Consider the following 26,446-nt stretch of genomic DNA (forward strand, 5'->3'; position numbering starts at 1 on the left):
TAAATCGCGTTCATTTAGCGAAATTATTCGCCTGCGTTTGAACATAGCTAGGCATTTGTGAAATATCAATAACATCAGTAAAACGTGGCGTCTTATTTTCAAGTTCTCTAAGCATGCTTGGAGCTTTCGTTCCTGTTGCTTCACTAAGAGCATCCATGCATTGGAAATCATCCATATTTTGCACATTCTTAAGTCCTAAAGCTTCAGCCACTACGCGCGGGAACTTATAAGGGCTTGCAGTGCTTAAAAGTACTCGCGGTACGTTTTCATCATGCGGAATATGCTGCATAACAAAGTATCCGCAAGCAGTATGAGGGTCAATAACATACTTGTACTTGTTCCAGCAGTCAGAAATAGCTTCGCGAATCTGATCCTCATTTGCCCAGCCACAGCCAAAAATAGCTCGTATTTTTGCAAGCACGTTTTCTGGAATCTCAAAAGCGCCCCACTGAGCTAAATCATTCATAAGCATTTGTATTAAACGCGTGTCTTTATCGCACATGTAGTAAAGCATTCGTTCCAAATTAGAGGAAACCAAAATATCCATTGAAGGAGCAACAGTGTGATGGAATGGGCGCTGACGGTTATAAGTTCCGCTTACCAAAAAATCGAATAAAACATTATTGCTATTGCTTGCAACAATAAGATGTTTTACAGGAAGACCAAGCATTTTTGCGTAATATCCAGCAAGAATATCGCCAAAATTACCGGTTGGTACGCAAAACTCAACTTCGTCGCCAAGAGCTATTGCTTTACGCTCAACAAGCTGCTTATAAGCCGCAAAATAGTATACGACTTGTGGCACGAGTCGTCCAACATTTATTGAATTAGCAGAAGATAATTCAGTGTTCGAAGATTCTTCAATATTTTTATTAAGCTCACTATTCGTGAAAATCTGTTTTACGCCAGTTTGAGCATCGTCAAAATTGCCTCGGACTGCGCAAACTTGCACGTTTTTACCAGCTTGAGTTGTCATTTGTAATTCTTGAACACGGCTAACTTTTCCTTCTGGGTAAAAAGTAACCATAGAAGTGCCTGGAACATCAGCAAAACCAGCCAAAGCTGCTTTTCCAGTATCTCCAGAAGTTGCGGTCAAAATCATAACATTTTGATTATTGTTTGATTCAGATTTTTCGGTTTTGTTTTGGCTGCGGCTAATAAGCTGTGGAAGCATTTGTAAAGCAACGTCCTTAAAAGCGCAAGTAGGACCGTGGAAAAGTTCCATAACAAAATCGCGAGTATTTCCAAGCTGACGAATTGGAGTAATGTCAGAGTTAGACCATTGGTCTGCGTATGCAAGCTTTACGCAATCAGAAAGCTCTTCTTGAGAGTAATCAGGAAGCAAGATTTGCAAAATATCTTTAGCTATTTCCTGGTAGGATTTTCCTTGCAATTTAGAAATATCGTAACGTGTGCTGCCAAGAGTGTCGGCTACAAATAATCCGCCGTCTTCGGCAATACCTTGACGAATTGCCTGCTTAGCAGTGCAAGTTGGAGTAGTTGCGCGCGTGCTATGAAAAATAGCTGTATCTTCTGCCATAATGTCTCCGTAACCGAATAATCATATGGAATATTTGTGCAAATTATGCATCGTCTTATAAAAATATGCTACCCGAAGCGCTGGGCGAACGGGCGTGTGCTAATCTCATATTTATGACAACTCTTGATTCTAAACAGGAAAATAAAGCCAATAATCTACAAGGGGGAACGTTGAGCGTTGACGATTTAGTTAATGGGCGTGCGGATTTAGCAAGGCTTGCCTGGCGAGATTTTTCCAAAACGGATACTAGAACAAAAAATGAGCTTCTTGAAAAAATGGCTGACGCTTTGGATTTGGCAGCTTTAGATATTGCCGCCGCTAATGAAAAAGATCTCAAAGAAGCCGAAGCTAAAGGAATGGATGCTGGAAAGCTCGATAGGCTTAAATTTGACGAAAAGCGTGTGAAAAATTCTGCTCAAAGCGTAAGAAAAATTGCGCAATTGCAAGATCCTGTAGGAGAAGTTGTTCGCGGATACACTCTTCCTAATGGTATTAAACTTTCGCAAGTTCGCGTGCCAATTGGCATCATGGGAATGATTTATGAGGCTCGCCCAAACGTCACTATTGACGTTGCAGCTTTGTGCTTAAAGTCTGGTAATGCTGCAATTTTGCGAGGCGGAAGTGCGGCTCAAAATACGAATCAAAAAAGCATTGAGATTATTGGAAGTGTGCTTAAAAAAGCCGGTTTTAGTGCAGATTTAATTCAGTCGGTTGACGATTTAGGTAGGTCGGGGGCCACGGCCATGATGCACGCGCACGGTCATATTGATGTTCTAGTTCCGCGCGGTAGTGCGAATCTTATTGCTACGGTTGTTAAAGAGTCTACAGTGCCGGTTATTGAAACTGGTGCTGGAAACGTGCATATTTATGTAGATAAAAGCGCTGATATTAAAAAAGCTATACCGATTGTTATTAACGCAAAAACTCAGCGCGTAGGTGTGTGTAATGCGGCAGAAAAATTATTGGTAAATCGCAATATTGCGCAGGAATTTTTACCGCAAGTTGGCGCTGCTTTAGCTGAGCATAATGTTATTTTGCATGCTGACGATAAATCTTACGAAATTTTGCAATCTGCTAATATTGCAGGTTTGCAGCTTGAGCATGCAACTTGCGAGGATTGGAAACGCGAGTATTTGTCTCTAAATATGGGCGTAAAAATTGTGGACGATGCTTTTGATGCTGCAAATCATATAGCGAAGTATTCTACAGGGCATACGGAAACAATTATTTCTGAAGATTACGAAACGATTCAAAGTTTTATTGCGAATGTTGATTCTGCAGTGGTGATGGTGAATGCTTCAACGCGCTTTACAGATGGTGGAGAGTTTGGTTTTGGAGCTGAGCTTGGAATATCGACGCAAAAATTGCATGCAAGAGGCCCTATGGGATTGCGTGAGATGACAACAACCAAGTGGATTGGCTACGGCAGCGGTCAGATACGCGAGTAGTACTGGTTTTGATAGTTACGTGGCGGTAAGGTAAGAGTATGCCTAATGATATGCCTAAGAATGATGTGAATATAACTCCGGCTGAAGCGCTTAATATTGCGGCTGAGCGTTTGTCGATTGTGCGCTATGTGTTTTTGGTGCAAATTGAGGATGGTATTGCCTCCGCGCAACAGCGTTCCTCGCTTGAATATGCGGATGCTGTGCTTATGGGATGGCCGGATGCTGACGCAAATGACGTAACGCTTCCTGAAGATGATGCGTTTTCTAGCGTTCTTGAGCAAATGGGTCGAATGGAAAAGAATATTCGTGAATTTAGTTCTTTAGAGCGCAATAATGATGTTGATTCAATGACATCGATGCTTGTTAAAATCACTGAATCTGTGGCAAAAATTCGCGGCACGTATCAGCCTGATTTCCCTCTTCCAACTTTTGCTGAAATTCAGCGCGTTGTTAAGGACGAGTGGGATGAGGAGATGGGAAATATTAACCCAGATAGTGCTAATGATGCTTCTGGAGTAGTTAGTGAAACTGAGGCTGAAGATAAGGAATCTGAAGCGAATGAGTCCTGAAAATAACACAGATGCGCAGCGGCGAATGTCTGACCTGTTTCAAGGTTCTTTTACCGGAAAAGAAGCTGCTCCTCCTGCAGTAGCAACTTCTATGCGAAAGCGCACTTCTGCACGCGGTAACGTTCATGAGCGTCAGCGTATTGGCATTATGGGTGGAACTTTTGATCCTATTCATAACGGCCACTTGGTTGCGGCTTCTGAAGTTGCGTGGGTTTATGATTTGGACGAGGTTATTTTCGTGCCAACTGGTAGGCCTGTTTTTAAGCTTGATAAAAAAGTTACGAATGCTGAGGACCGTTATTTAATGACGGTTATTGCAACGGCTTCTAATCCTAAGTTTACTGTTTCCAGAGTCGATATTGACCGTCCGGGAGTTACTTACACTATTGATACTTTGAAAGATATTCACGCGCAGCATCCGGATGCGGAGCTTTTCTTCATTACCGGAGCGGACGCTGTGGCGGAAATTATGCAGTGGAAGAATGCTCGCGAAATGTGGAATTTGGCGCGATTCGTGGCTGTTACTCGCCCGGGGTATTCTAGGCCGGAAAAGTTGGAGTCTAATCTGCCGTTTATTACTAGGCAGCTAAATGTGAACAGTGCTGGAAATGTTGCAAATTATGACGATATTGTTCACTGTGATTCTGAACATTTGCCGGTTGATATTTTGGAAATTCCAGCATTGTCGATTTCTTCTACGGATGTTCGCCGCCGCGCTGAGCATGGTGAGCCAGTATGGTATTTGGTTCCGGATGGAGTAGTGCAGTACATTGTTAAGCACGGCTTGTATAGGTCGTGACTATTTACTTTTTCGGCTTGTCGCTGCAAGTCTGCGCAAAAAGTTAGTATTGATTATGTTCATTTCGCGAACTAAAGCGAACTAACGTTTGGAGATATGGTGAGCATCGTCCTTGAAGGAAAGCCAGATAAAAACCTCGTTCTTGTTACCGGTCGCGCCCATCCAAAGCTTGCGCGTGATGTAGCAGATCAGCTTGGCATTGATGTACTTGAAACAACGGCTTACGATTTTGCTAATGGCGAAATGTATGTTCGTTACACGCAGTCGGTGCGCGGTACGGATGTGTTCGTATTGCAAAGTCACAGCGACCCTGTCAACAAGTCCATTATGGAACAGTTGATTATGATTGACGCTTTGAAGCGCGCTTCTGCTCGTTCTATTACTGCAGTTTGCCCACTTCTTGGCTATTCTCGTCAGGATAAGAAGCATCGCGGTCGTGAGCCTATTTCTTGCCGTTTGATGTTTGATTTGCTTAAAACTGCTGGCGCTGACCGCATTATGAGCGTTGATTTGCACGCGGCTCAGTCTCAGGGATTCTTCGATGGTCCGGTTGACCACTTGATTGCTATGCCTGTTTTGGTTGATTATGTGCGCGATCGTTTCCGTGATGATCTTGCAAACGTAACTGTTGTGTCTCCGGATGCTGGTCGTATTCGCGTTGCTGAACAGTGGGCACAGCGTTTGGGCGGCGGTCCTTTGGCTTTTGTGCATAAGACTCGCGATATTACTTGCCCGAATAAGACTGTTGCAAACCGCGTTGTTGGTGACGTTGCTGGTCGCGATTGCGTTATGGTTGACGACTTGATTGATACTGCTGGCACTATTGCTGGCGCTTGCAACGTGTTGAAGGAAGCTGGAGCTAAGTCTGTTACAGTTGTTGCAACTCACGGCGTGCTTTCTGGCCCTGCGGTTGAACGTTTGAAGGCTTGCGGCGCTCGCGAAGTTGTGTTGACGGATACTGTGCCAATTCCGGAAGAAAAGCGTTGGGATGGTTTGACTGTTCTTTCTATTGCTCCTCTTCTTGCAAGCGCAATTAAAGCAGTATTTGAAGATGGTTCGGTTGCGAAGCTTTTCGACACTTACCCGGAGCATCACGGTCAAGGCTTCTTATTTGCGTAAACGCTGATTTTACTTTTCGCCACGCCAAATTTGACGAAGTCAATTCGTGTGGCATAATAGTGACTTGGCGGTTTTTCCGCCGTTCCCTCATGGTGTAATGGCAGCACACGGGTCTTTGGAACCCTTTGTCTTGGTTCGAATCCAGGTGAGGGAGCTTATACAGGCGCTACTTGTTTTGCAAGTAGCGTTTTTGTTTTGGATAGACGTTAAGACGTAATAGAATTAAATCAGTAAGAATATTATTTAATACAACATAAGGAGCATGCGTGGAAAAGCATGATGTGGCCGCGGCAATTATTTTAGCGGCGGGTGAGGGTACGCGTATGCGTTCAGCAACTCCGAAAGTACTTCATAACTTTGCTGGAAAAACATTCCTAAATCGTGTTATGAGCGCAATTGCTGGCGTAAATCCAAATAAGTTGGCTGTAGTAGTGCATGCTCAGGCTGATTTAGTAACTGAAGCTGCTCTTAGCTATAACAGCAATGCTTTAATCGTAAATCAAGACGAAAAGCCGGGAACTGGAAGAGCTGTTCAATGCGCTATTCGAGATCTTAATAACGTTTCAAAACGCGAAAATGGCGAAACGTTAAAAGGTGCTGTGATAATCGCAGCAAGTGACATGCCTCTTTTGGACACTCAAACTCTTCAATCTTTAGTAGATTTTCACAATAATCATGGCAATGTTGCAACTGTTCTTACAGCAGTATTAGACGATGCTACTGGCTACGGCCGTATTGTGCGCGAAGCAAACGGCGATGTTTTGCGAATCGTAGAGCATAAGGATGCTAATGCTGGAGAGCTTGAAATTAAAGAAGTGAACACTTCCGTATACGTGTTTGATGCAGATGTGCTAAGTGATGCGATTGCAAATCTTAATTCTCAGAATGCTCAAGGCGAGTTTTATTTGACGGATGCTTTGGAACATGCTCGAAAGTTTGGTCATGTGGGAGCAATGTCTGCTCCTGACCCTCTTAGCGTAGAGGGCGTTAATACTCGCGTGCAGTTGTCGGCGCTCGCAAAAGCTTATAATAAGCGTGTTTGTGAGCATTGGATGCTTGAAGGCGTAACTATTCTTGATCCGGAAACTACTTGGATTGAAGATGACGTGACTCTTGCTCAAGATGTCACGGTTCTTCCTGGCTGCTTCCTTCAAGGTCATACTAATGTTTTAAGCGGCGCTGTTGTTGGCCCTTACACAACTCTTATTGATGCGCAAGTTGACGAGGATGCTGTAGTTGAGCGTTCGCGCGTGCAAGAATCGCATATTTGCAGGGCTGCTAACATTGGTCCGTGGACGTATTTGCGCGCGGGAAATGTGCTTGGTGAAGAAAGTAAGGCAGGCGCTTTCGTGGAAATGAAGAAGGCGCATATTGGTAACGGCACTAAGGTTCCGCATTTAAGCTATATTGGCGATGCCAACTTGGGTGAGCATACGAATATTGGTGGCGGCACGATTACTGCAAACTATGATGGCGTGCATAAGAATCATACGAGTATTGGTTCTGGTGTTCACGTTGGTGCAGGTAATCTTTTTGTTGCTCCAGTAAATGTGTCTGATGGTGTAACTACGGGTGCTGGCTCTGTTGTGCGTCACGATGTTCCGGCTGATTCTATGGTGTATTCGGAAAATACTCAGCACGTAATTGAAGGCTGGAAGCCTAGCTGGGAGCGTTAAATTATTTATAAAAGGCTTTAGAAGGCGGTAGATTATGGTTGATTTTGTTGAAAACGTTGCGAGTAACGTAAATAATTCCATTAATAGTGCGCATGAAGGAATTGCTCGTTCTGTTATGCTTATTCGCCACGGTCAAACTCCGTATAATGCACAGTTCCGTTTGCAAGGCATGATTGATATTGCTTTGGATGAGTCTGGAATGGATCAGGTGACTCGCTCTGGAAAAGCTTTGCGCGTGCTTTTTGGTGCTTCTGATTTAGAAGATCCAAAGGACCCGAACAGCGCTGAACACGTGCGCATTACGCCGGAAGAAGCGGACGCGAGTTTTGTGGCGATTGTTTCGCCGCTTATTCGCGCGCAGCAAACAGCTCACGCTTTTGCAGATAAGATTGGGCTTCATGTGCACGTTGAAAATGGCGTGCGCGAGCGCTTCTTTGGCGAGTGGGAAGGTTTGAACCGCAAGCAGATTAGCGAAAAATGGCCGGAAGATTTTAACGCTTGGGTAAAAGGCGAAGGCGGAGAGCTTCGCCACGGTGCAGAAACTAAGCAGGAAGTTGGCGAGCGTGCAGCTGCAACTGTTGAACAGTGGACGCGCAAAACCGGTTCCGACCGCGATTTGCTAGTGTTTTCTCACGGCTCTTGTCTTTCGCAAACTGTTCATAAGCTTCTTGGATTAGACAAGGTGGATCCTTCTTATAAGACAATTGGTGGAATGGGAAACGGCCGCTGGGCGCGTTTAATTCCAAGTCTTAATGCGGATGGTTCGATTCATTGGCGTTTGGATGCTTACGATCAAGGCCCTGCAGCTGATCCTACAAGCCAGCGTCTTATTCGCATTTGGGGAGCAGCTTAATCGGCATAATCTCTTCTTTTTACCGCTTATATTTCGAAAACTACCGTTTAGCGATTTTGTAAAGACAGACTATTTACAGTGCCGTATAGTCAAAATTACAAAACAAAAGGTTAGCAAACGCTAACGGTAGAACTACGGAAGGGAGGCTTGATGAAAGTAACAATTGCTATTGTGCCGCCAGAAGAAGAGCAGCACGCTCAGTTGTCGGTTCACAATATTGACGATAATCTTAAACGCATTATATCCAGCTTGCAAAGTATTGATTCTAAAAATGCAGAAGCAAGCAACGCCGAAAATAATACTGCGGACGCGACAAACATTGCAAATGCGGCAAATAGCAACAATAATTCATTCATATATGGTTATATTAATGATTCGATTATTGTTATGCACGAGCCAGATGTGATTATGATTTGCGTAGAAAATTCGCGCGTAATCATTCACAGCGATAAAGGCGAGTGCGTGTCTTACAAGCGCCTGATGGATTTTGACAATCCGCAATTCGCGTCGTTTGTGCGCATATCTAAATCCGCAATCGTGAACTTGAATCGCATTGTTCGAGTCGATCCAGGATTCGGCGGAAGTATGAGCGTAAAAATGAACGACGGAAGCGTTGAGTGGATTAGTCGCAGATGCTTGAGCTCGTTCAAAAAGCGCTTGGGAATGTAGTTTTAAGCGTAGTCAAATATAAAACAAAAATTTTAATACTAATTTTTTAATACTTAAAAGGGAAACGATTATTATGGAAAAGCAAGTTACAACTTTTGGCAAAACAATGGTAAAAAACATTGTTAATGGCATTGGCATAGCGTGCACTATTTTTACTGCAATCAGTTTTGTGTCCAGCTTGTTAGCGCATACCGCAGTTGGAAACAGAATTGCATCTTATGCTGTGGCGTCGTTTGTTATTGGCATAGGCTATGGAGTGTTCGCTATTTTTTGGTCGAATGAACGTATGTCAAATCTCGCAAAATTCGTTTTTGCACTAGTTCCACCAATTGCTATTCAATTTATTGTGTCTGTGATTGTTGGATGGATTTCATTCAAAGATGAGCCATTAGTGATTTGCGGATGGATTGCATTCACTGTTATTTTCCCGATTGCAATTGCTGCAGTAATTTATTACTTCGAGAAGAAGAAAGCGGAAGAAATGAACGCTAGATTGTGCGAATTGCGTAAAGAAAATAAGTAAATTAGCGACAACTAAATAATCAAATAAAAATAATCAAATAAAAAATTGAGTGGTGTTCATCTTCGCCTTTGAGGACGAACGCCACTCGATATTGTATGACGCTTGCTTGAAACGTACTAATTCGGCGTTTTGCGCAAGCTATAAATTAATCTTTTGCGATTGTTTTGCCGGCAGTAGCGCCAGAAGTCAAATCCTGAATTTCAGTGATTTCCATAACTGGAACTGCAGCCGGCTTCTTTGTGCCTTTTTCTTCGGCCACGCGCACTTGCTCTTCGTAAATCGCGTCGTCAGTGTGAAGAGTTACGGTTCCGCGGAAGCGATAACCCTTCTTTTCTGCCAAATTAGCAAAAGCAACTACTAGCTGGCTGCCGTCTTGCAAATTCTTAAAATGCTGGCCTGCAGTGCGCTCGTGGTATGCAAGGTGATTGTCGTCAAGCACGAACATAGACATTTTTGGTCCTAAATCAAGCTCGCCATCTTTGCTTACTGTTGCAATCCAAGCCAAATTATTAGCAATAAATTCCTTCATATCGGCGTTAAGAGTTGCCATAATATTTCCTTTCGTTATTAGTAAAATTGCGCGCGTCTGTGGTGTGCAATTAAACAAGTCATTACTTTTACATTACGCTGTTTTAGAAGAGTATACGAGTGTGTGCTGCAAAAAATTACGCAGTTGTGATATAAATCACCGAATTTTATAAAAGTTATTTAAGCGAAAGATATAAAGCAAAATAGTTAAGTATGCCGGTTTTATGAAGTGCATATCGGAAATTTTCCGAAAGAACGCCGAAAAGTTGTACTTTTCACGATTTTATGGCTAATCTGTGTATTTTATAAACTAAATTCACTAAATAAAAGAAAATTTTAAGGAAGCGATTTTAAGGAAGTAACTTTTATGAAGCGGCTTTAATGAGGTGCTTTTATGAAGCGACTTTTATTAGTGGATCAACTTTTATAGTTGAAGGGGAGGCGTTATGAAAGCTAATGGTGAAGCAGCTAAAACAATAGTTGATAAATCTGGCATGCCTAAAGGGAAGAGTGTTCATATTTCTCAACTAATGTTGTTGGTTTGCGCTGCTATTTGGGGTGGCAGCTACGTTTCTTCAAAGTATGCTCTCGAAGTTTTTCCGGTTCAATGGCTTATGGGAGTGCGCATGATTGGTGCGTGCGCGATTATGTTTGTAATTTTTTTCGGCACTCTTCGTAAAACTTTTACAAAAAAATTGATTATTCCTTCGCTAATAACTGGTGTTACATACTATGCGACTTTAGTTTTGCAAACTGAAGGATTGCAAACAATTGATCCGGGTCGTAGTGCTTTTCTTACTGCAGCCTACTGCGTTATTACACCATTTTCAGCTTGGCTAATTGTTAAGAAAAAGCCTACAATACTAGGTTTGATTGCTGCTGTAGTTTGTGTTGCTGGCGTTGGTTTTGTGGCTTTAAAGCCAGGAATGTTCGCTCTTACGCTTTCTTATGGTGATATTCTGACTCTTGTATGCGCTGCAGTTTTCGCTTTTAATCTTACGTTCCTTGCGTATTATTCAAGAAAATATAATCCTGTAACTTTAACTTTTGGACAATTTGTTGTTTCAGGAGTGCTGTTCTTAGCTGGAGCGTTAATTTATGAGCCTTTGCCTAATTTCAACGGCGCGGATAATCTTTCTATTTTTGCAAACATGTTCTACTTAACTGTTGTGGTGACTGTTGTTGCGCAAATTATGCAAAACTATAGTTTGGTTAATCTTTCTACAGCAAACGCATCGGTTATTATGTGCACTGAAAGCTTATTTACTCTACTATTTTCTACGCTGCTTTACCATGAGTATGTGTCAAATATGGCATTTGTGGGATTTGCTTTAATATTTGCAGCCATTATTATTGCAAGCTTGGGCGAACATTATGGAAGCAAAGAAAGAACTAAGTAGATTCCTAAAATAGCTATCCAACTCATGCCTTGAGTGATACCATCGTTGTGAGTGGTAATTTGTAATTTGTAGTAAGTTTATACATATTGCATTTATGTTTCGCAATACATTGTTAGGTAGTTAAGGTAAACACGTGAAGAATTTCTTCAAAGGCATATCATTTACGCAGGTTTTAGCGGGTTCGCTGGCAGCAGTGACCTCGTTTTTGCTCGCTTCTAAAATTGGTATTGCCGGTTCGGTTATTGGTGTGGCTATTGGTTCGATTGTGTCGGCTGTGGCTTCTCAGCTGTATCAGAATGTTATTCACGCTTCTTCCCGTAAGTTAGCTGAAGCAAATCCTAAGAATCTTAATAATTCTGATTCTGCTGGTACTTCTGACGCTGCTGGTTATGCTAATGATTCGAAGCAATATAAAGATAATGTTCAAACTCTTAACATGCATCCTGTCTACAATGTTGAAGTAAGAAATGCTGGATATAAAGTCGCGGGAGATGATGCTCGTATGGCGTATTCTAGGCAAAATGGTGAAGTTAATTCTGGGCGAACTATAAGCTCTGAAGCTAAAGATCCAGAATTAGAAAATACGCGACTTTTAGAGCTTTCTGCTTTACGCGAGCAGCGCGAAGAAGATATGGAATTGTCGGAAGGCGATTTGAGCCAGCCTGTGCCGTTATCTGAAGCTATTCGCGATTCTAATTATGCTAACGCAAGTAATTTAGATCGACGTAAGAATAGTTATGCTGCAACTATTGCTATAGCTGTAATAAGCGCTTTAGTTGCTGTTGTTGCCACTGCAGGAATTGTTTTGCTTTTTACGCAAGGCAAGGGAACGGACAATATTCAGCCTCAGCAGATTCAGCAGAAGCCTAAAGATCAGGTAAATCCTCAACAAAATAGCAATAATGGCGTTGAGCATAAGAAGCCGTCTGATAGTGATTCAGAAAATCAGGATTCAGAAAAAGAGGATGAAAACAACGGTTTACATTCCCGCGATGACTCAGATTCTAATTTAGGAAATTCTACTGACGGTGAGCCTGGTGGTGATAATTCTTCAACAAGTGGCGGATCGCATTCTGGAGAATCAACTTCGGGAAGTAATTCAAGCGGGGAATCCTCGTCGTCAACTGCTCCTGGTGGTGCTTCAGGTAGCTCTTCTAACGGTGGTTCAGGATCTTCTTCAGGGGGAGCTTCAGGCGGAGCGTCTACTTCTGGAAATGCAGAAAATTTCGGTAGTTCAAGCGGTAATTAAGTAGCAATACTTTTAGTAATATTTAAGCTGATTCGACACGCCGCATTTGGATAGAGTGCTAATTTGTTGTATTCTATCAAAGGTTCGCTTGAACAGCATAACTAAAAACGGGGCTATGGCGCAGCTGGTAGCGCATCTCCATGGCATGGAGGGGGTCGGGGGTTCGAATCCCCCTAGCTCCACGATTTATCTCGGCAGGTTACATAATTTGCCGAGATTTTTTTTTATTCTCTTTTCGCCACGCCGCAATTCTGTATGTTTGTCGCTAAGTAGTACTAATAATGAACACCATCGACCAGAGGTTGCGCTCAACAAGAGTAGTAAGTATGAGCTCGGAAAAGCGTTGATTACTTACAAAAGGGGAGAGCGCCGAAGTTTACTGCTGATTTCCAAAGGTAGTGAGCTGGGACTTGGTTTAATAAACCAAGTACTGTCGCAGCGATTTCGGCATTCGCTGCGGAGCGCTATCGACACGCACGCTGTTGCTTGTTTTGCCTCTGAGACGACATAAAAGGAGGAAAAATGAGTAATAGTTCATTACCATCTACTGCTGAACAAACTTCTCAGCAGAATCACGATGTTCATCGTGCTTTGAAAACACGTCATATTTCCATGATTGCTTTAGGCGGCAGCATTGGTACCGGTTTATTTGTTGCTAGTGGTGCAACAATTCACATGGCTGGTCCTGGTGGCGCTTTGTTTGCTTACGGCGCAATAGGCATAATGGTTTACTTCCTTATGACTTCTCTTGGAGAAATGGCAACGTTTATGCCTATTAGTGGCTCGTTTGCTTCGTACTCCGGACGCTTTGTTGATCCTGCTTTAGGTTTTGCAATGGGCTGGAACTATTGGTTTAACTGGGCTATTACGGTGGCTGTAGACGTTAGTACTGCAGCAATAGTTTTGCAATACTGGTTCCCGAAAGTGCCAATATGGATTTTCTCACTTTCGGTTCTTATGCTTATTTTGCTGATTAACGTTCTTACAGTTAAGTGCTTCGGAGAAACAGAATACTGGCTTTCTATTGTGAAAGTTGTTGCGGTTATTGTGTTCCTCGTTGTTGGCATGCTTACAATTGTTGGAATTATTGGCGGCAAAGCTCCATTCTTGCAAAACTTTACGCATAAGGATGCTCCGTTTGCTGGTGGTGTTCCTGCAGTGCTGTGCGCGTTTGCTATTGCTGGCTTCTCCTTCCAAGGAACTGAGCTTATTGGTATTACTGCTGGAGAGTCTGCAACGCCAGAAAAGAGTATTCCGAAGGCTGTTAAGCAAGTATTCTGGCGTATTCTTCTTTTCTACATTCTTGCGATTTTCGTTATTGCGTGCATTATTCCTTACACCGACAAGAATTTGCTTGGATCCGAAGTAACTGATATTGCTATAAGCCCATTCACGCTCGTGTTCCAGCGTGCAGGTCTTGCAGCTGCTGCAGCAGTTATGAATGCTGTTATTTTGACTTCTGTTATTTCTGCAGCAAATTCCGGAATGTACGCTTCTACTAGAATGCTTTATGCTCTTGCAAAAGATGGTAATGCTCCAAAAGTTTTCGGAAAAGTAAGCCTCCGCGGTATTCCAGTTCCAGCTTTAATTGCAACATTTGTGGTGGCTTTGTTCACGTTCTTCATGAGTATTTTTGGCTCGCAAATATACATGTTCCTGGTTGCTGCAAGTGGTTTAACAGGCTTTATTGCTTGGGCTGGTATTGCTTTAGCGCATTACCGCTTTAGAAAAGCGTATGTGGCTCAGGGGCATTCTTTGGACGATTTAGTGTACCGAGCAAAGTGGTATCCTTTTGGTCCGATTGTTGCGTTCCTTTTGTGCGTTTTGGTTATTGTTGGCCAGGATTTGCACTCATTTGCAACTCTTAACTGGCAGGCCATTGGCATTACGTACATGTCTGTGCCACTGTTCTTAATTTTGTACGTTGGATACAAGATTAAGAATCATACTAAGGTTATTCCGCTTGAAGAAGTTGATTTAGCCGGTATTAAAGCTGCTAATCAGGTAAGAGCTTAAAAACTATTTAAAGGCACAAATAAAGCTCCCAACGAATCCGTTGGGAGCTTTATTTTATAATTCTATTTTATTAATGTGCTGCAGGTGGGTTTTGTGCAGGTGGGTTGGTTGTAGGTGGGGTTTGTGCAGGTGGGTTGGTTGTAGGTGGGTTTTGTGTAGGTGGGTTTTGTGTAGGTGGGTTTTGTGTAGGTGGGTTTTGTGTAGGTGGGTTGGTTGTAGGTGGGTTGGTTGTAGGTGGGTTGGTTGTAGGTGGGTTGGTTGTAGGTGGGTTGGTTGTAGGTGGGTTAGTTGCAGGTGGGTTAGTTTTCTTGCAGTTTTCGTCGCCTGGCTTGCATTCTTTCTGTGGTTTCTTGCAGTTTTCGTCGCCTGGCTTGCATTCTTTCTGTGGTTCCTTGCAGTTCTCGTCGCCTGGCTTGCATTTTGGCTGTGGTTTCTTGCAGTTCTTGTCGCCTTCTTTGCATTCTGGCTTTTTAGTGTCTTTCTTCTTGTTGTTATTCTGAGGCGCTGGCTTCGTCTTTTGAGGAATAACGTTCGCACGCCTAATCACATTGCTGGTTGTTCGCTGTATTTCCTTCTTTTCTTCCTTCTTTTCTTCTTTCTTATCTTTGTCTTCAGCTTTTGTGTCAGCGCTATTTAGTAATTCAACAGCTAAAGCTCTAATTTCTTTTGCTTTAACCGCATACCATTCAGAAGCTGCCAAAGCCTCAGCGCTTTGGCTTCCAAGCTCTTCTGGAGAGTTTGCTGTGCAGCTTACAACTTCAGGAGTTGTCTCTTTTATTATTTTCGCAAGCTTCTTGCCATTTTCAGACTTATCTTCCGAAAGCTTAATAAGAATTCTGTTTTTAACTAAAGCGTCCCACGTTTTCTTAGCTTTCATAACTTGGGCAACTTTAACTTCGCACTGTTTGCGTGCAGCCTTTGTGCGCTCAGTTTGTTTTACATACCAGAATGCGCCAAGTGCGCTAAGAGCTAATGCAAGTACAACAATACCTACAATAAGTATGATTAGCTTCTTCTTTTTGCCTTTATCGGCACTTTCGGAGGTGTGTTGAATCATTGTTTTCCTCTGTTTGTTAATGATTGCCCAATGCGTATCTTCTGATGACACATTTGTATCTATTTTACGACAAAGCTTTTAAGTTAGCCACTTTGTTGGGCGTATGTCTTGTTGATATTTGAGGGCGTTGCCTTAAGCCTAATTAGCAATTCGCGGGGTATTCTCGTGTTCTTAAAAACAAAAAAGCCACTGGACTTCCAGTGGCTTGATGGCTCCTGCGGCTGGGCTTGAACCAGCGACCATTCGATTAACAGTCGAACGCTCTGCCAACTGAGCTACGCAGGAATATTTTGTGCAGGCTTACTGCCGCGCACAAGACATTTATATTACACGGAATTTTTGAAGATGCAAATATGGCGTGTTTTGGCGTGTCGAAATAGTGATTATAAGCATATGTTTTATCCACAATGCTTTAAAAGCTTATGATTTTGGCAAATTAGCTGCAAAACTTTTATAAAAGACGTTTTATAAAAATATTGATGGGGGATATATGTGTATTCGCAAAAATTATGAATTGTATTGTCGAATAGCTGCCTGCTTTGGGATTTTTATAATCTCAATTATTTTATTAGATGCACTGTTTTCGCAATATGAAATGCAGCAAAATAACCCTGCTAAATACTACGCTTCTAAATCTTTAGGCGCATGCTGTAAAACGTGCGCTCTTGCTAAAAGTTCTTATAGTGAAGAAACGTGCAAATCTACTATGAAGTGGCCGGTAAAGCCTCCTCGCATTGTAAAAGCTTTTAATCCGCCGCCTAAGCCTTGGATGGCTGGCCATCGCGGTGTGGATTTAGCAGCCTCAAAAGGAACTCCTCTTTATGCTCCTGCAGATGGTGTTATTAGTTTTGTTGGTAAAGTTGCGCGAAAGTCTGTTGTAACAATTAGGCATGGTGAGCTTACTTCTACTTTTGAACCTGCAGTAACAAATCTTACTGTTGGAGTGTTTGTAAAGCAGGGGCAAAAATTTGCTCATGTTGAAGGCGGTTCGGATCATTGCGCAAATCGTTGCGTGCAATGGGGTCTAAAACGAAAGAATCGCACTTACGTAAACCCTGCAAGTATGACTGCTCGCAAAAAAATCGTTCTTAAGCCAGTCGACTAAATAGCATAATTAATATTCATATTTGTAGAAAACTGAACAAAATCTGCGTCAATCTTGTAGATATTGCCATAGTGTGAGGGTGTGAACAGCGTATAGTAAAGATTAATATCGATTATGCAACACAGGAGCGCATATGCAAGAATATTCTCGTCCACTTGATGAAGCTATTGATACAGATGTTAATATTTTTTCTCTGCTAGAAGATCGAGTTTCTCGCTGCGCGAATGATTCGTTAATTGAATATGTTGATTCTTTAGGTTCGTGGAAGTCTTATTCTGCTAAAGAATTTCGAGATATGGTAGTTGCTGTTGCTAAAGGTTTTATTGCGCGCGGAGTTATGCCGGGGGATTCTATTTCGATTATTGCGCATACCTCATGGCAGTGGACGGTTCTTGACATGGCTATTATGTCTATTGGCGCTTTAACCGTGCCAATTTATGAAACTAGCTCATCTATTCAAATACAGCATATTGTTGAGGATTCTAAAGTTTGCTCAATATTCGTTGAGTCTGCCGATATGCTTCCAAAAATAGAAGCTGTTAAGGATGATTGCTCTACTCTTCACGACGTTTATGTTATAAACCGTGGAGCGCTTGATGCTTTTATTGAGTACGGTAAAACTGTAACTGATTCGGAGTTTTACGAGCGAGTTCACGCGGTTTGCGGAAGTGATTTAGCAACAATTGTCTACACTTCCGGTTCAACAGGCGAGCCTAAAGGAATTGAGCTTACGCATAGTAATTTTGCTTTTATTGCAAAGTCAGGCGTTGTTTCTATGCCAGATATTGCCTTAAAAGGTAATCCTCGCTTAATGCTGTTTTTGCCTCTTGCTCACGTGTTCGCAAGATTTATGCAATTCTTCTGCTTTGCTGGAAACGTTACTCTTGGTTTAACGAGCAATTTGAAAACAGTTTTGTCTGATTTTCAAACGTTTAAGCCGACTTTTATTCTTGGCGTTCCTCGTATTTTTGAAAAAATCTATAACGCTGCTTCGCAAAAAGCTGGCAGGGGAGTTAAAGGTTTTGTTTTTGCTTATGCGGCAAAAGTTGCGCGTCAATGGTCTTATTCTCAGCAGTCTAAAGCGATGGTTCCGCCTATGCTTGCTTTAAGCCACGCATTATGCAAAAAATTAGTTTATAAGCCACTTTTGCAAGTCTTTGGCGGTTCTGTTTCGTACGCTATTTCCGGAGGCGCTCCTCTCGATATGTCTATTGCGCACTTCTTTAACGGCATCGGTTTGCCTTTGCTTGAAGGTTACGGAATGACTGAAACTTGTGCTCCGGCTATGGTGAATCCTACAACCGGATACCGTATTGGAACTGTTGGTTTGCCGGTAAAAGGCGTGTCTGTTGCAATTGCGGATGATGGTGAGCTGTGTATTAAAAGCCCAGCAGTATGCAAAGGGTATCATAATAATCCGGAGCTTACTCGTCAACAAATTGTAAACGGCTGGTTGCATACGGGTGACTTTGGTTCTTTAGATGATGACGGTTTTGTGCGTATTACCGGAAGAAAGAAAGATCTTATTATTACGGCTGGCGGAAAGAATTTATCTCCAAACGCGTTAGAAGCTTCGTTAATGTCTTCTCCAATTGTTTCTCAAGCGGTTGTTATTGGAGACAGAAAGCCATTTGTTGCGGCGCTTATTGCGCTTGATTTGGCGGAAGTAAATTCTTGGCTTGCTTCCAGAGGAGCGTGCAAAGTGCGCTCGCTTAAAGAAGCGTCAGTAAACGGAATTGTACGTGCAGAAGTTGAGCGTGCCGTCACTAAAGCTAATTTGCTTGTTTCTAGAGCGGAGTCTATTCGCAAGTTTGAAATAGTGCCGGACGCTTTTACGCAAGATAACGGTCTGCTTACGCCAAGCTTAAAAGCTAAACGTCAGGCAGTTGTTGAGCGTTACCACGAGCTTATTGAGCGCGTTATTTACGCTCCTCGAAAGCACTAAGTGTAACTTTACAATCCTGCATCAGCTAGGGAAATGTAGCCCGGGTCTATTAGGCGAGCCTTCAAATTCGTTGCACTAACTGCTATCAGCTGTTCATAAACAGTTGGAACCGTAATTCCAGGCTCAATTGTCGATTGTTTTGTTGCAATCTTTGTAGAAAGATTTCCGGTGCTATTTAACGAATCGCACATTTCTGTAATATCTTTACTAATCTGTGCCTGATGCTCAATAGTTGTCATCCACTGCTTGCCGCTTACAATATTTGGCATAATATTCTTGTATGCTCCGTAGCCGGTTATTGCAGGCCATTTTTTTGCGTTAGCAGCATCGTTAGCATCTTCGGACTGTTCCTTGCTAATTTGCGCGTCTTTTGCGTTCTTATTGGAGCTGTTTTTAGGAGAAGGAACAGGGCGCTTAATAAGATTTCTTTTACCAATGAAGTTTCCAATAACATTCGGCAAAGTAAACGAAGGATTTATGTCTGCAGCGCTTCCTTCGTAGCCTAAATCGCTTAAAGTTTGCGAAGCTTGCAAAGCAACTTGATCGTCAAGAGCAATAATGCCGTCAACATGCATTAGCGAAGGAGTTAGAAGATTATCGTTTTTAGTAATACGATTCTTCAACTCAGTTTTTACAGCATCCGAATTATCTGCGTCAAAAGCAACGTTAATCCAGTCTTTTTCGCTACTATTTGCATGCAATTTTCCGGAAGTGCTAAGCAGAGTGCCAGAAGCGAAATATGGTCTAAGTACTTTCCACATTCCTGCAAAAGCTTCTTTTGCAAACTCGTCTTCTAACTGTGTTGAGGAGCTGGTATCTGCATTATCTTTTGAACTATTTTCGCCACTATTTTGAGATTCTTGATTATTATTTGAGGAAGAATTTTGGTTTTCACTGTTAGAATCTGCATTATTTGAGTCAGAATCGTTTGAACCGTTTGAATCGTTTGAGTTTTGACCGTTTGTGCCACTATTAGTTTTTGCGTGCAAATTTATATTTTTCTGATTGTGGCATGGCAAAAGAACTTCAATATAGCGCGGATTTTCGCGAGTAGCACGGTCGAGAGCAAGTTTTTGAACTAATGTTTCTGCTTGAGTTTCACCAATGCTACTAGCGTCAGAAAGGTGGAAAAGAACATCTGGCTTAAATCCTGGAATTGAGCGCGAAAGCATAACTACGTGCATTCCAGATTTTTGAGCAAGTCGAAGAGATGAGGCTAAACGCTTTTGAGAAAGAAGAATATTTTTGTCTGTGTCTTCAGAATCGTTTTTGCCTGCTAAAAGACCCTGCTTATTTTTTGTGTCTTCTGTTTTGTTTGACGTAGGTAAAGTTGCGTAATCCCCATAATTATTATTGCCGTTCTTATTAGTCCATGGAGCAATAACAATAGTGGTTTTACTCAGCTTCTTCTTAATTTTTTCGTTTGAATTGCCAGTATTTTGCTTATTTTTATTGTTATGATTTTCTAAATGCAATGGTGTTAGCAAATTCACAACATAATCCTGCACGTCTTGACTCTGCTGCGAAAGACTAGAAGAAGTTTTTGTAGTAATAGAATCATCGTTAAAACCCTTATTTTTTAAGTCTTTAACGATTTCTGGAACAAGATGATCCCATGTGCTTAGTGGCTTGTGTCTTGTTAAAGCTAAACCATCTGAAGGGGTGAAAATAACAACATTTCCGCGATACGTTTGCTGCACGTTTTTAGGACTGGAAGAAGTTTTAGAAGTAGTGCCGCATGCACTAACAACAAATAGTGTTGAAACTAGTGCTGTTAGCACAACTATAATTCTTTTCCAAGTGTTTACACGCAAACGAATCATACTAATGGCCTTTCGTAATTTTTACGATTAAGTCTTTAAATGTTTTATTTGTTTACTGCTGAAAATCAGCTATTTAATAATCTTCTGCACATTTCTCGATACTCGCTTACGTATCCGCCGCCAAAGAATACGCAGTGGCCTGCAATAGGGTAGAGCTGCCAAATAATCATGCGCTGCTCAAAACCTGCCTTAAGTGGATGCACAGACTGGTATCCGTCCAAAATCTGCTTAAAATAGCTGATTCCAAACAGGTTAAGCATAGCTAAATCTTCTTCGCGGTGCCCGCCGTGGGCTGCAGGATCAATCAGCACAGCCTCCGTATGCTCTCCATCCTCGCTTTTAGTCCACAAAACGTTTCCGCTCCACAAGTCGCCGTGAACGCGCGCAGGCTTATCTTCTGCAGTCTTTCCTAATAAGTCGTAAAGAGCGTCAATAACTTCGTTCGTAAGAGCCAAATCGCTTTTAGTAAGCTCTCCGCGAGCAATCCCAAGCTCAACCATAGGGCGCAAACGCCCATCCGCAAGATAGTCAATAACGTTATTCCACTCGCCAGTTGGCATATTAACAGGGTCGCTTAAAGGCCCAAAATAGCATGTTCCATCATAATCTGCAGGAGCTTGACCAAAATATTTCGCACCATAGTCGTGCATGTGTGCAAGAGCTGCACCGAACTCAAAAGCAGCTAAAGGAGTTGGGGAAGCAGTGTCAATTCGCTCAATATTAAGGTAGTCGTTTCCCCAATCAAACACTTTTGCAACTCTAGGGCCGCCAAACTTATGGGCTTCTTGCAACCATTGCAAACCCTTGCCTTCGCATTCAAAAAAACGCTCAGGTGCGTATAATCTGCTTTTTTTATACACATTATTGTCCATAGCAGCCTTCTTAACGTACTAGCATATACAGCTTATGCATATACGGCTTATCGTTACACACTTAATAAATATTTTACGAATAAACTAAATTATTCCCAATCTCACTATTTTACTGAAGTATTAGCACAATCAGACAAGCTGTGTTTAAATGCAGGGCAGAATGTTTTTGCAAACTGATATCCAAAAAGCAATCCTGCTAAAAATAGTGCAGAACCCAAACCGGTGTAAAACACTGCAATAAACTGTTCGGGAGCTATGTTAGTTGCGCGCAAAACAATTCCAAAAGTCATCATAAAAGCCATGATTATAAAAGATTTAACGTCAAAGAATTTGAGGAAAAATTGTTTTTCTTTGTATGCGAGGATTCTTTGAGTATGTTTTTTAACGAGTTTTCCAAAAATCAGGAATTGGAATATTGCAAAAACAACTAGAGACAAAGCGTAATTCAGCGGTTGCAAATAATTCTGGTAAGCCAACAAGCCAATCTTAAGAATATTAAAACCAGCAGCGCCCCAAACTAAGCAAGCAATAAGTAGTAACGTATTTTTTTGTACTTTCAATTCACAACCTCTTTAATATTTATAGTTTTATTGAATTTTACCTAATTTTCTAATCTTTATTCGCTTAAAAAGTTTATTTACTATTGTAATGATTTATTTTGCAAAATAAGCATAAAATCTTAATTTTGTGCGCGTATTAGGAAAACTTACGTTAAAACTACATATTTTCTCAATAAAATATCAATAAAACTTGTAAAAAGTGTTGCATAATGACTGCATAAGACGCTATAGTCCTAGGGTATGAACGACAACGATCAACAGTATGCAACAGCTGACAATAAAGCTACTATTGCTGAGCCAGCTTTTCGTTACAACGCGCAGCTCGCACAAGATATTGAGCAGCGCTGGCAAAAAACCTGGGACGAGCAGGGCACGTTCTGGGCTGCTAATGTTAAGGGCAATTTGAAGGATGGCGAAGGCAGGAATGCTGACGGTCGTCCTTCTTTCTTTGCAATGGACATGTTCCCGTATCCTTCCGGTAAAGGCTTGCACGTTGGGCATCCTCTTGGATACTTGGCAACGGATGTTGTAAGCCGCTACCATCGCATGAAGGGTGAGAATGTTCTTCACGCAATGGGTTACGACGCTTTTGGTTTGCCGGCTGAACAGTATGCTGTGCAAACTGGTCAGCATCCGCGCATTACTACCGAGGCAAATATTGCCAATATGCGCAGGCAGCTGCATCGCATGGGCTTGAGCTTTGATGATCGTAGGTCTTTTGCAACGATTGACACGAATTATGTGCGTTGGACGCAATGGATTTTCTCCAAGCTTTATGACGCTTGGTACAACCCTGATTTTGTTCGCAAAGACGGCGGAAAGGGTTCTGCTCGACCAATTTGCGAACTTGTTGACGAGTTTAAGAGCGGTAAGCGTGAAATTCCTGGTTTTGCAGGCAAAAAGTGGGAAGAGCTTAACAAGGTAGAGCAAGCGGATGTGTTGAACGACTTCCGTATTGCTTATATTTCTAAGTCTCCTGTGAACTGGTGCCCAGGTTTGGGAACTGTGCTTGCAAACGAGGAAGTTACTGCAGAAGGTAAGTCTGAGCGCGGAAACTTCCCAGTATTCCAGCGCAATCTTCGCCAATGGTCCATGCGAATTACAGCTTACGGACACCGTTTGGTAGAAGATTTGAACACTATTGATTGGCCAGAAAAAGTTAAGCTTATGCAGCGAAACTGGATAGGCGAATCTCACGGTGCTTCCGTGCACTTTGAAGTGCCATGTGCGGACGGCGAAACGCGCGATTTGGAAGTGTACACTACTCGTCCAGACACGCTTTTTGGCACAACATTTGCGGTTGTTTCCGTAGATCACCCAATTCTTGAGCATGTTCCAGAAGCTTGGGAGGCTAGCGTTCCAGAAAGCTGGAAGGGCGGTTACGCAAGTCTTAAAGAAGGCTTGGCAGAGTATCAAGCTCAAGCTCGCGCGAAGACTGCAAAAGATCGCACGGAAGACGCGGGCGCTAAAACCGGCTTGTTCACTGGTCTTTACGCAATCAATCCTGTAACTGGAGCAAAACTTCCGCTCTTTACTGCCGACTACGTGCTTATGGATTACGGCACCGGAGCAATTATGGCAGTTCCTGGCGGCGACCAGCGAGACTACGATTTTGCAAAAGCCTTCGGTTTGCCAGTAATCTACACTGTTGAGCCTTTGCCTGATTCCGAAGAAAAGTTAGCAGATTACGAAGGTAAAGCTCCATTCGTTTCACACGACGGAATTGTTATCAACTCTTCTGTAGAGCATACGCACAAGCTTGGTGACGCTTTGTCTATTAACGGTTTGCGCGTGGATGAAGCTATTAAAAAGGTGACGACGTGGCTTGAAGCTGCAGGCGTAGGAAAAGGTAGGGTTTCTTACCGACTTCGCGACTGGCTGTTCTCTCGCCAGCGCTACTGGGGTGAGCCATTCCCAATCGTTTACGACGAGGATGGTGTAGCTCACCTAGTGCCAGATAGTGAGCTTCCGATTGCATTGCCGGACGTTCCAGACTATCAGCCAAAAACTTACGCTCCAGACGACGCAAATTCGGAGCCTGAAGCACCTTTGAGCCGAAACGATGATTGGGTAAAAGTTCAGCTCGACCTTGGTGACGGCGTAAAAACCTACTATCGTGACACCAACACTATGCCAAACTGGGCTGGTTCTTGCTGGTACTACATGCGCTACTTGGATCCAAACGACGCTGAGCACATGGTTGACAGCGACGAATACGACTACTGGATGGGAACGAACCGTCCGGGCAAAGAGCATGTTTCTGGCGGCGTTGACCTTTACGTTGGTGGCGTAGAGCACGCAGTTTTGCACTTGCTTTACTCCAGGTTCTGGCATAAAGCGCTTTACGACTTGGGTTATGTGGATTCTGCTGAACCATTCCACCGCCTGTTTAACCAGGGTATGATTCAAGCTTACGCATACACGGATGAGCGCGGACAGTACGTGCCGGCCGACGAAGTTGAAGAAGGCGCTTCAAACGGCGCTGGCGAACCAACATTTACGTGGCACGGCGAGAGCGTGAACCGCGAGTTCGGCAAAATGGGTAAGAGCTTAAAGAATATTGTGACCCCAGACTACATGTACGAAAACTACGGTGCAGATACGTTCCGCTTGTACGAAATGAGCATGGGTCCGCTTTCTGAATCTCGTCCGTGGAATACGCGCAACGTTGTTGGCGGCATGCGATTCTTGCAGCGCTTGTGGCGCAACGTTGTTAACGAAGAAACCGGCGCTTGCGTGGTTACAGACGACGCTTTGGATGAGAAGACGTTGAAGATTCTTAACAACACAATTTCCGAAGTGACTGTGGAAATGGAAGCAATGCGACCAAACACTGCAATCGCTAAGCTGATTGTGCTGAACAACCACTTAACTTCTCTTCCTCACGTGCCTCGCGCAGCAGTTGAGCCGTTGATTCTTATGCTGGCTCCAATTGCTCCGCATATTTGCGAAGAAATGTGGAGCAAGCTTGGACACACAAAGTCTATTGCTCACGCCGATTGGCCTGTTGCGGATTCTCGCTACGTTGGTGAGGATACTGTTACTGCCGTTGTGCAAATCAAGGGCAAGGTTCGAGCAAAGCTTGAAGTTGATCCAAATATTGACGCTTCTGAGCTTGAAAAGCTCGCTTTGGAAGCTGTAGCTGATCGCTTGGGTGGTAAGGCTCCGCGCAAGGTGATTGTTAAGGCTCCGAAGATTGTGTCTATTGTGCCTGACGAGAGGTAAGATTCGGCTTAATTAATGCTGTATTGCGCGACGGCCTGCTTTCGCGCTTTACAGCATTTTTTGTTATTCTTGGGTTTCGTCTATGAGTTTTGTAACTGATTTAGTTTTTTAGTTTTGACGAGGCTGGAAAATTTGTGTTTGCGTGCGTCCCGTCCTTCGGGCGCTCTGGTTGCTAAAGACGCTTATTGTGTTCGCCTATATTTAAAGAATGTAGCTTCTCAGTCCTCTTTTAGCACTGAACACAATTTTTCCAGCCTCTCAACACATTAAACCGCAACACAAAACTCATAGACTAGTTAAGTTTGTTACGCAAGTGCGTGGTTTACTAAGTGCAACTAAAGTCACACAATTAAGCTGCGGGGTAGTTTGTGGTTTTTGTGTTTAGTGTGGTGTCAGCAGAGCTTTAATTTTAGTGTTCTTTGAACAGTAGAGAATGTTAAAGGTTTTAACCACAGGCGCGACGACCTGCTTTCGCGCTTAGAGCGTAGCGCGCGAAAGCAACTCGGAGCGGAAACTCGCTTAAGTTGGAAGTCCGGTGGACTTCCAACGCGAGTTTCGTAGCGAGCGCGCTTTGCGCGTAAGCGTTCCTTCGTGCTTTACAGCATTTTTTTTCGGTGTTAAAGGTTTTAACCACAGGCGCGTATTTTTCTTGCGCATACTTGCTATTTGTTCAATAGTATTAGCAAGAATTGCGTTAATTGGGGGATGCCATGGAATACTACGAGCCGGGGAGCAAGGTTCCTGAGCCTAAAACTTACTTGCCGCATAGGCGAATCGCTTCGTCTTTGTCTGAATTTTCTAACGACGCTTTTAGCGAAAATAATATCGAAAATAATATTAAAAATAACTTTAATTCTTTTAACTCCGCGCTAAAAAGCAACAAATCTTCTCCGCGCTTTCATATGAAACCTGTTCATACTTTGGCAATTATGTTCGTGCTGGTCGTTGCATTGTGTGCGAGTCTTACCATGCTTATTTCGCAGTCGTTAACGTATCAGCGCGTGCAAAATAGTAAGTCTGAATCATTGCAAAAAATAGAAGACAATGCGGATTATTCAAAGCGTTCTTTTGACGATTTAGAAGATAGTAATTCTAAGAAAAATAACAAAAATGGTGAATCTGACTACGGTATCGAAAGTAGTGAAAGTGACGAAAGTAGCGAAAGTAGCGAAAGTAGTGAAAGTAGTGAAAGTAGTGAAAGATCTGAAAACAGTCGAAACAGTCAAAGCAGAAAAAGTAGAAAAAGCAAATCTGCTTCTAATAAGAGTGATACTTTTCGCATAAATATTAACACTGCAACAGTGGATCAACTGCAAAGCTTAAAAGGAATCGGCCCAAAAACAGCTGCGCGCATTATTGCTCATAGAAAACGAGTTGGCGGTTTTAACAGTTTGGAAGATTTGCTGCAAATAAAGGGCATTGGTCCTAAAACTTTGAATAAATTCCGCGGAAATGTTGAAGTTAAATAGG

Annotated in this window: 21 protein-coding genes, 3 tRNA genes and 1 riboswitch; of the genes, 17 read left to right on the forward strand and 7 right to left on the reverse strand. The window is 42.7% G+C overall.

From position 1 onward, the window contains the following. Nucleotides 1-10: 10 nt before the first annotated feature. The gene (gene thrC, locus HXT52_RS01885) at nt 11-1,540 is read right to left on the reverse strand and encodes a threonine synthase (RefSeq protein ID WP_421776066.1); all 1,530 of its coding nucleotides are present in this window, start codon (nt 1,538-1,540) and stop codon (nt 11-13) included. A gap of 113 nt (nt 1,541-1,653) precedes the next feature. On the opposite strand from thrC, the gene HXT52_RS01890 reads away from it, so the two are divergent. The 9 genes from HXT52_RS01890 (at nt 1,654) to HXT52_RS01930 (ending at nt 9,196) form a co-directional block, all read left to right on the forward strand. Next, a complete protein-coding gene (locus HXT52_RS01890; RefSeq protein WP_421776067.1) occupies nt 1,654-2,988 on the forward strand; it encodes a glutamate-5-semialdehyde dehydrogenase in 1,335 nt (444 codons plus the stop codon). Nucleotides 2,989-3,026: 38 nt separating this feature from the next. Next, a complete protein-coding gene (locus HXT52_RS01895; RefSeq protein WP_119521656.1) occupies nt 3,027-3,557 on the forward strand; it encodes a phosphoribosylglycinamide synthetase in 531 nt (176 codons plus the stop codon). Continuing rightward, a complete protein-coding gene (gene nadD, locus HXT52_RS01900) occupies nt 3,547-4,356 on the forward strand; it encodes a nicotinate-nucleotide adenylyltransferase (protein WP_019261184.1) in 810 nt (269 codons plus the stop codon). Before HXT52_RS01895 ends, nadD begins: the two co-directional genes overlap by 11 nt. 96 nt (nt 4,357-4,452) lie before the next feature. Continuing rightward, complete coding sequence (locus tag HXT52_RS01905) at nt 4,453-5,475, forward strand: ribose-phosphate diphosphokinase (protein WP_019261183.1); 1,023 nt, start codon at nt 4,453-4,455, stop codon at nt 5,473-5,475. A gap of 83 nt (nt 5,476-5,558) precedes the next feature. Next, a tRNA-Gln gene (locus tag HXT52_RS01910) sits at nt 5,559-5,629 on the forward strand. Nucleotides 5,630-5,741: 112 nt separating this feature from the next. Continuing rightward, nucleotides 5,742-7,151: a bifunctional UDP-N-acetylglucosamine diphosphorylase/glucosamine-1-phosphate N-acetyltransferase GlmU gene (gene glmU / locus HXT52_RS01915; protein ID WP_421776068.1), complete on the forward strand. Its 1,410-nt coding sequence runs from the start codon at nt 5,742-5,744 to the stop codon at nt 7,149-7,151. A 34-nt stretch (nt 7,152-7,185) separates the two neighbouring features. Continuing rightward, nucleotides 7,186-8,004: a histidine phosphatase family protein gene (locus HXT52_RS01920; RefSeq protein WP_421776069.1), complete on the forward strand. Its 819-nt coding sequence runs from the start codon at nt 7,186-7,188 to the stop codon at nt 8,002-8,004. Nucleotides 8,005-8,154: 150 nt separating this feature from the next. Further along, on the forward strand, nt 8,155-8,673 hold the full coding sequence (locus HXT52_RS01925; protein ID WP_421776070.1) for a LytTR family DNA-binding domain-containing protein: 519 nt from the start codon (nt 8,155-8,157) through the stop codon (nt 8,671-8,673). Nucleotides 8,674-8,746: 73 nt separating this feature from the next. Then, nucleotides 8,747-9,196, forward strand: coding sequence for a DUF3021 family protein (locus tag HXT52_RS01930; protein ID WP_421776071.1), 450 nt, complete (start codon nt 8,747-8,749; stop codon nt 9,194-9,196). Between the two features lie 145 nt (nt 9,197-9,341). Here HXT52_RS01930 and HXT52_RS01935 read toward each other — a convergent pair whose 3' ends face one another. Further along, nucleotides 9,342-9,746, reverse strand: coding sequence for a pyridoxamine 5'-phosphate oxidase family protein (locus HXT52_RS01935; RefSeq protein ID WP_004135309.1), 405 nt, complete (start codon nt 9,744-9,746; stop codon nt 9,342-9,344). A 472-nt stretch (nt 9,747-10,218) separates the two neighbouring features. Here HXT52_RS01935 and HXT52_RS01940 point away from each other — a divergent pair, with 472 nt between their 5' ends. From HXT52_RS01940 to HXT52_RS01955, 4 genes are all read left to right on the forward strand, one after another. Beyond that, nucleotides 10,219-11,124: a DMT family transporter gene (locus HXT52_RS01940; RefSeq protein WP_421776175.1), complete on the forward strand. Its 906-nt coding sequence runs from the start codon at nt 10,219-10,221 to the stop codon at nt 11,122-11,124. 133 nt (nt 11,125-11,257) lie between these two features. Next, the gene (locus HXT52_RS01945; RefSeq protein WP_421776072.1) at nt 11,258-12,373 is read left to right on the forward strand and encodes a hypothetical protein; all 1,116 of its coding nucleotides are present in this window, start codon (nt 11,258-11,260) and stop codon (nt 12,371-12,373) included. Nucleotides 12,374-12,482: 109 nt separating this feature from the next. Further along, a tRNA-Ala gene (locus HXT52_RS01950) sits at nt 12,483-12,555 on the forward strand. Between the two features lie 105 nt (nt 12,556-12,660). Next, a riboswitch (Lysine riboswitch) is annotated at nt 12,661-12,848 on the forward strand. Nucleotides 12,849-12,895: 47 nt separating this feature from the next. Further along, nucleotides 12,896-14,389, forward strand: a complete 1,494-nt coding sequence (locus HXT52_RS01955; protein WP_004137465.1) for an amino acid permease — start codon at nt 12,896-12,898, stop codon at nt 14,387-14,389. Nucleotides 14,390-14,459: 70 nt separating this feature from the next. On the opposite strand, the gene HXT52_RS01960 is transcribed toward HXT52_RS01955, so the two are convergent. Both HXT52_RS01960 and HXT52_RS01965 read right to left on the reverse strand, forming a co-directional pair. Continuing rightward, a complete protein-coding gene (locus tag HXT52_RS01960; RefSeq protein ID WP_421776073.1) occupies nt 14,460-15,446 on the reverse strand; it encodes an ATPase in 987 nt (328 codons plus the stop codon). A gap of 209 nt (nt 15,447-15,655) precedes the next feature. Continuing rightward, nucleotides 15,656-15,731, reverse strand: a tRNA-Asn gene (locus HXT52_RS01965). A 205-nt stretch (nt 15,732-15,936) separates the two neighbouring features. Here HXT52_RS01965 and HXT52_RS01970 point away from each other — a divergent pair. Both HXT52_RS01970 and HXT52_RS01975 read left to right on the forward strand, forming a co-directional pair. Further along, entirely contained in the window at nt 15,937-16,551 is a 615-nt protein-coding gene (locus HXT52_RS01970; RefSeq protein ID WP_308582014.1) for a M23 family metallopeptidase, read from the forward strand. A gap of 133 nt (nt 16,552-16,684) precedes the next feature. Next, a complete protein-coding gene (locus HXT52_RS01975) occupies nt 16,685-18,496 on the forward strand; it encodes an AMP-dependent synthetase/ligase (protein WP_004135297.1) in 1,812 nt (603 codons plus the stop codon). A gap of 8 nt (nt 18,497-18,504) precedes the next feature. On the opposite strand, the gene HXT52_RS01980 is transcribed toward HXT52_RS01975, so the two are convergent. The 3 genes from HXT52_RS01980 to HXT52_RS01990 form a co-directional block, all read right to left on the reverse strand. Then, nucleotides 18,505-20,319, reverse strand: a complete 1,815-nt coding sequence (locus HXT52_RS01980; RefSeq protein WP_421776074.1) for a hypothetical protein — start codon at nt 20,317-20,319, stop codon at nt 18,505-18,507. A 65-nt stretch (nt 20,320-20,384) separates the two neighbouring features. Next, nucleotides 20,385-21,191 (reverse strand): fructosamine kinase family protein, encoded by an 807-nt coding sequence (locus HXT52_RS01985; RefSeq protein WP_421776075.1) that lies wholly within the window; start codon nt 21,189-21,191, stop codon nt 20,385-20,387. A gap of 104 nt (nt 21,192-21,295) precedes the next feature. Further along, nucleotides 21,296-21,751 (reverse strand): hypothetical protein, encoded by a 456-nt coding sequence (locus HXT52_RS01990; protein WP_004127064.1) that lies wholly within the window; start codon nt 21,749-21,751, stop codon nt 21,296-21,298. 240 nt (nt 21,752-21,991) lie between these two features. Here HXT52_RS01990 and leuS point away from each other — a divergent pair, with 240 nt between their 5' ends. Then, nucleotides 21,992-24,976, forward strand: a complete 2,985-nt coding sequence (gene leuS / locus HXT52_RS01995; RefSeq protein WP_421776076.1) for a leucine--tRNA ligase — start codon at nt 21,992-21,994, stop codon at nt 24,974-24,976. A 710-nt stretch (nt 24,977-25,686) separates the two neighbouring features. After that, on the forward strand, nt 25,687-26,445 hold the full coding sequence (locus tag HXT52_RS02000; RefSeq protein ID WP_421776077.1) for a ComEA family DNA-binding protein: 759 nt from the start codon (nt 25,687-25,689) through the stop codon (nt 26,443-26,445). The last annotated feature ends 1 nt before the right edge of the window (nt 26,446 follow it).

Source organism: Gardnerella sp. KA00288 (assembly GCF_049244085.1).
In the GTDB taxonomy this organism is placed as follows: domain Bacteria; phylum Actinomycetota; class Actinomycetes; order Actinomycetales; family Bifidobacteriaceae; genus Bifidobacterium; species Bifidobacterium greenwoodii.

Coding starts and splice junctions, on each gene's coding strand:
- thrC (WP_421776066.1), bottom strand. CDS start 1,540: ATGGCAGAAGATACAGCTATTTTTCATAGCACGCGCGCAACTACTCCA.
- HXT52_RS01890 (WP_421776067.1), top strand. CDS start 1,654: ATGACAACTCTTGATTCTAAACAGGAAAATAAAGCCAATAATCTACAA.
- HXT52_RS01895 (WP_119521656.1), top strand. CDS start 3,027: ATGCCTAATGATATGCCTAAGAATGATGTGAATATAACTCCGGCTGAA.
- nadD (WP_019261184.1), top strand. CDS start 3,547: ATGAGTCCTGAAAATAACACAGATGCGCAGCGGCGAATGTCTGACCTG.
- HXT52_RS01905 (WP_019261183.1), top strand. CDS start 4,453: ATGGTGAGCATCGTCCTTGAAGGAAAGCCAGATAAAAACCTCGTTCTT.
- HXT52_RS01920 (WP_421776069.1), top strand. CDS start 7,186: ATGGTTGATTTTGTTGAAAACGTTGCGAGTAACGTAAATAATTCCATT.
- HXT52_RS01925 (WP_421776070.1), top strand. CDS start 8,155: ATGAAAGTAACAATTGCTATTGTGCCGCCAGAAGAAGAGCAGCACGCT.
- HXT52_RS01930 (WP_421776071.1), top strand. CDS start 8,747: ATGGAAAAGCAAGTTACAACTTTTGGCAAAACAATGGTAAAAAACATT.
- HXT52_RS01935 (WP_004135309.1), bottom strand. CDS start 9,746: ATGGCAACTCTTAACGCCGATATGAAGGAATTTATTGCTAATAATTTG.
- HXT52_RS01940 (WP_421776175.1), top strand. CDS start 10,219: ATGCCTAAAGGGAAGAGTGTTCATATTTCTCAACTAATGTTGTTGGTT.
- HXT52_RS01955 (WP_004137465.1), top strand. CDS start 12,896: ATGAGTAATAGTTCATTACCATCTACTGCTGAACAAACTTCTCAGCAG.
- HXT52_RS01960 (WP_421776073.1), bottom strand. CDS start 15,446: ATGATTCAACACACCTCCGAAAGTGCCGATAAAGGCAAAAAGAAGAAG.
- HXT52_RS01970 (WP_308582014.1), top strand. CDS start 15,937: ATGTGTATTCGCAAAAATTATGAATTGTATTGTCGAATAGCTGCCTGC.
- HXT52_RS01975 (WP_004135297.1), top strand. CDS start 16,685: ATGCAAGAATATTCTCGTCCACTTGATGAAGCTATTGATACAGATGTT.
- HXT52_RS01980 (WP_421776074.1), bottom strand. CDS start 20,319: ATGATTCGTTTGCGTGTAAACACTTGGAAAAGAATTATAGTTGTGCTA.
- HXT52_RS01985 (WP_421776075.1), bottom strand. CDS start 21,191: ATGGACAATAATGTGTATAAAAAAAGCAGATTATACGCACCTGAGCGT.
- leuS (WP_421776076.1), top strand. CDS start 21,992: ATGAACGACAACGATCAACAGTATGCAACAGCTGACAATAAAGCTACT.
- HXT52_RS02000 (WP_421776077.1), top strand. CDS start 25,687: ATGGAATACTACGAGCCGGGGAGCAAGGTTCCTGAGCCTAAAACTTAC.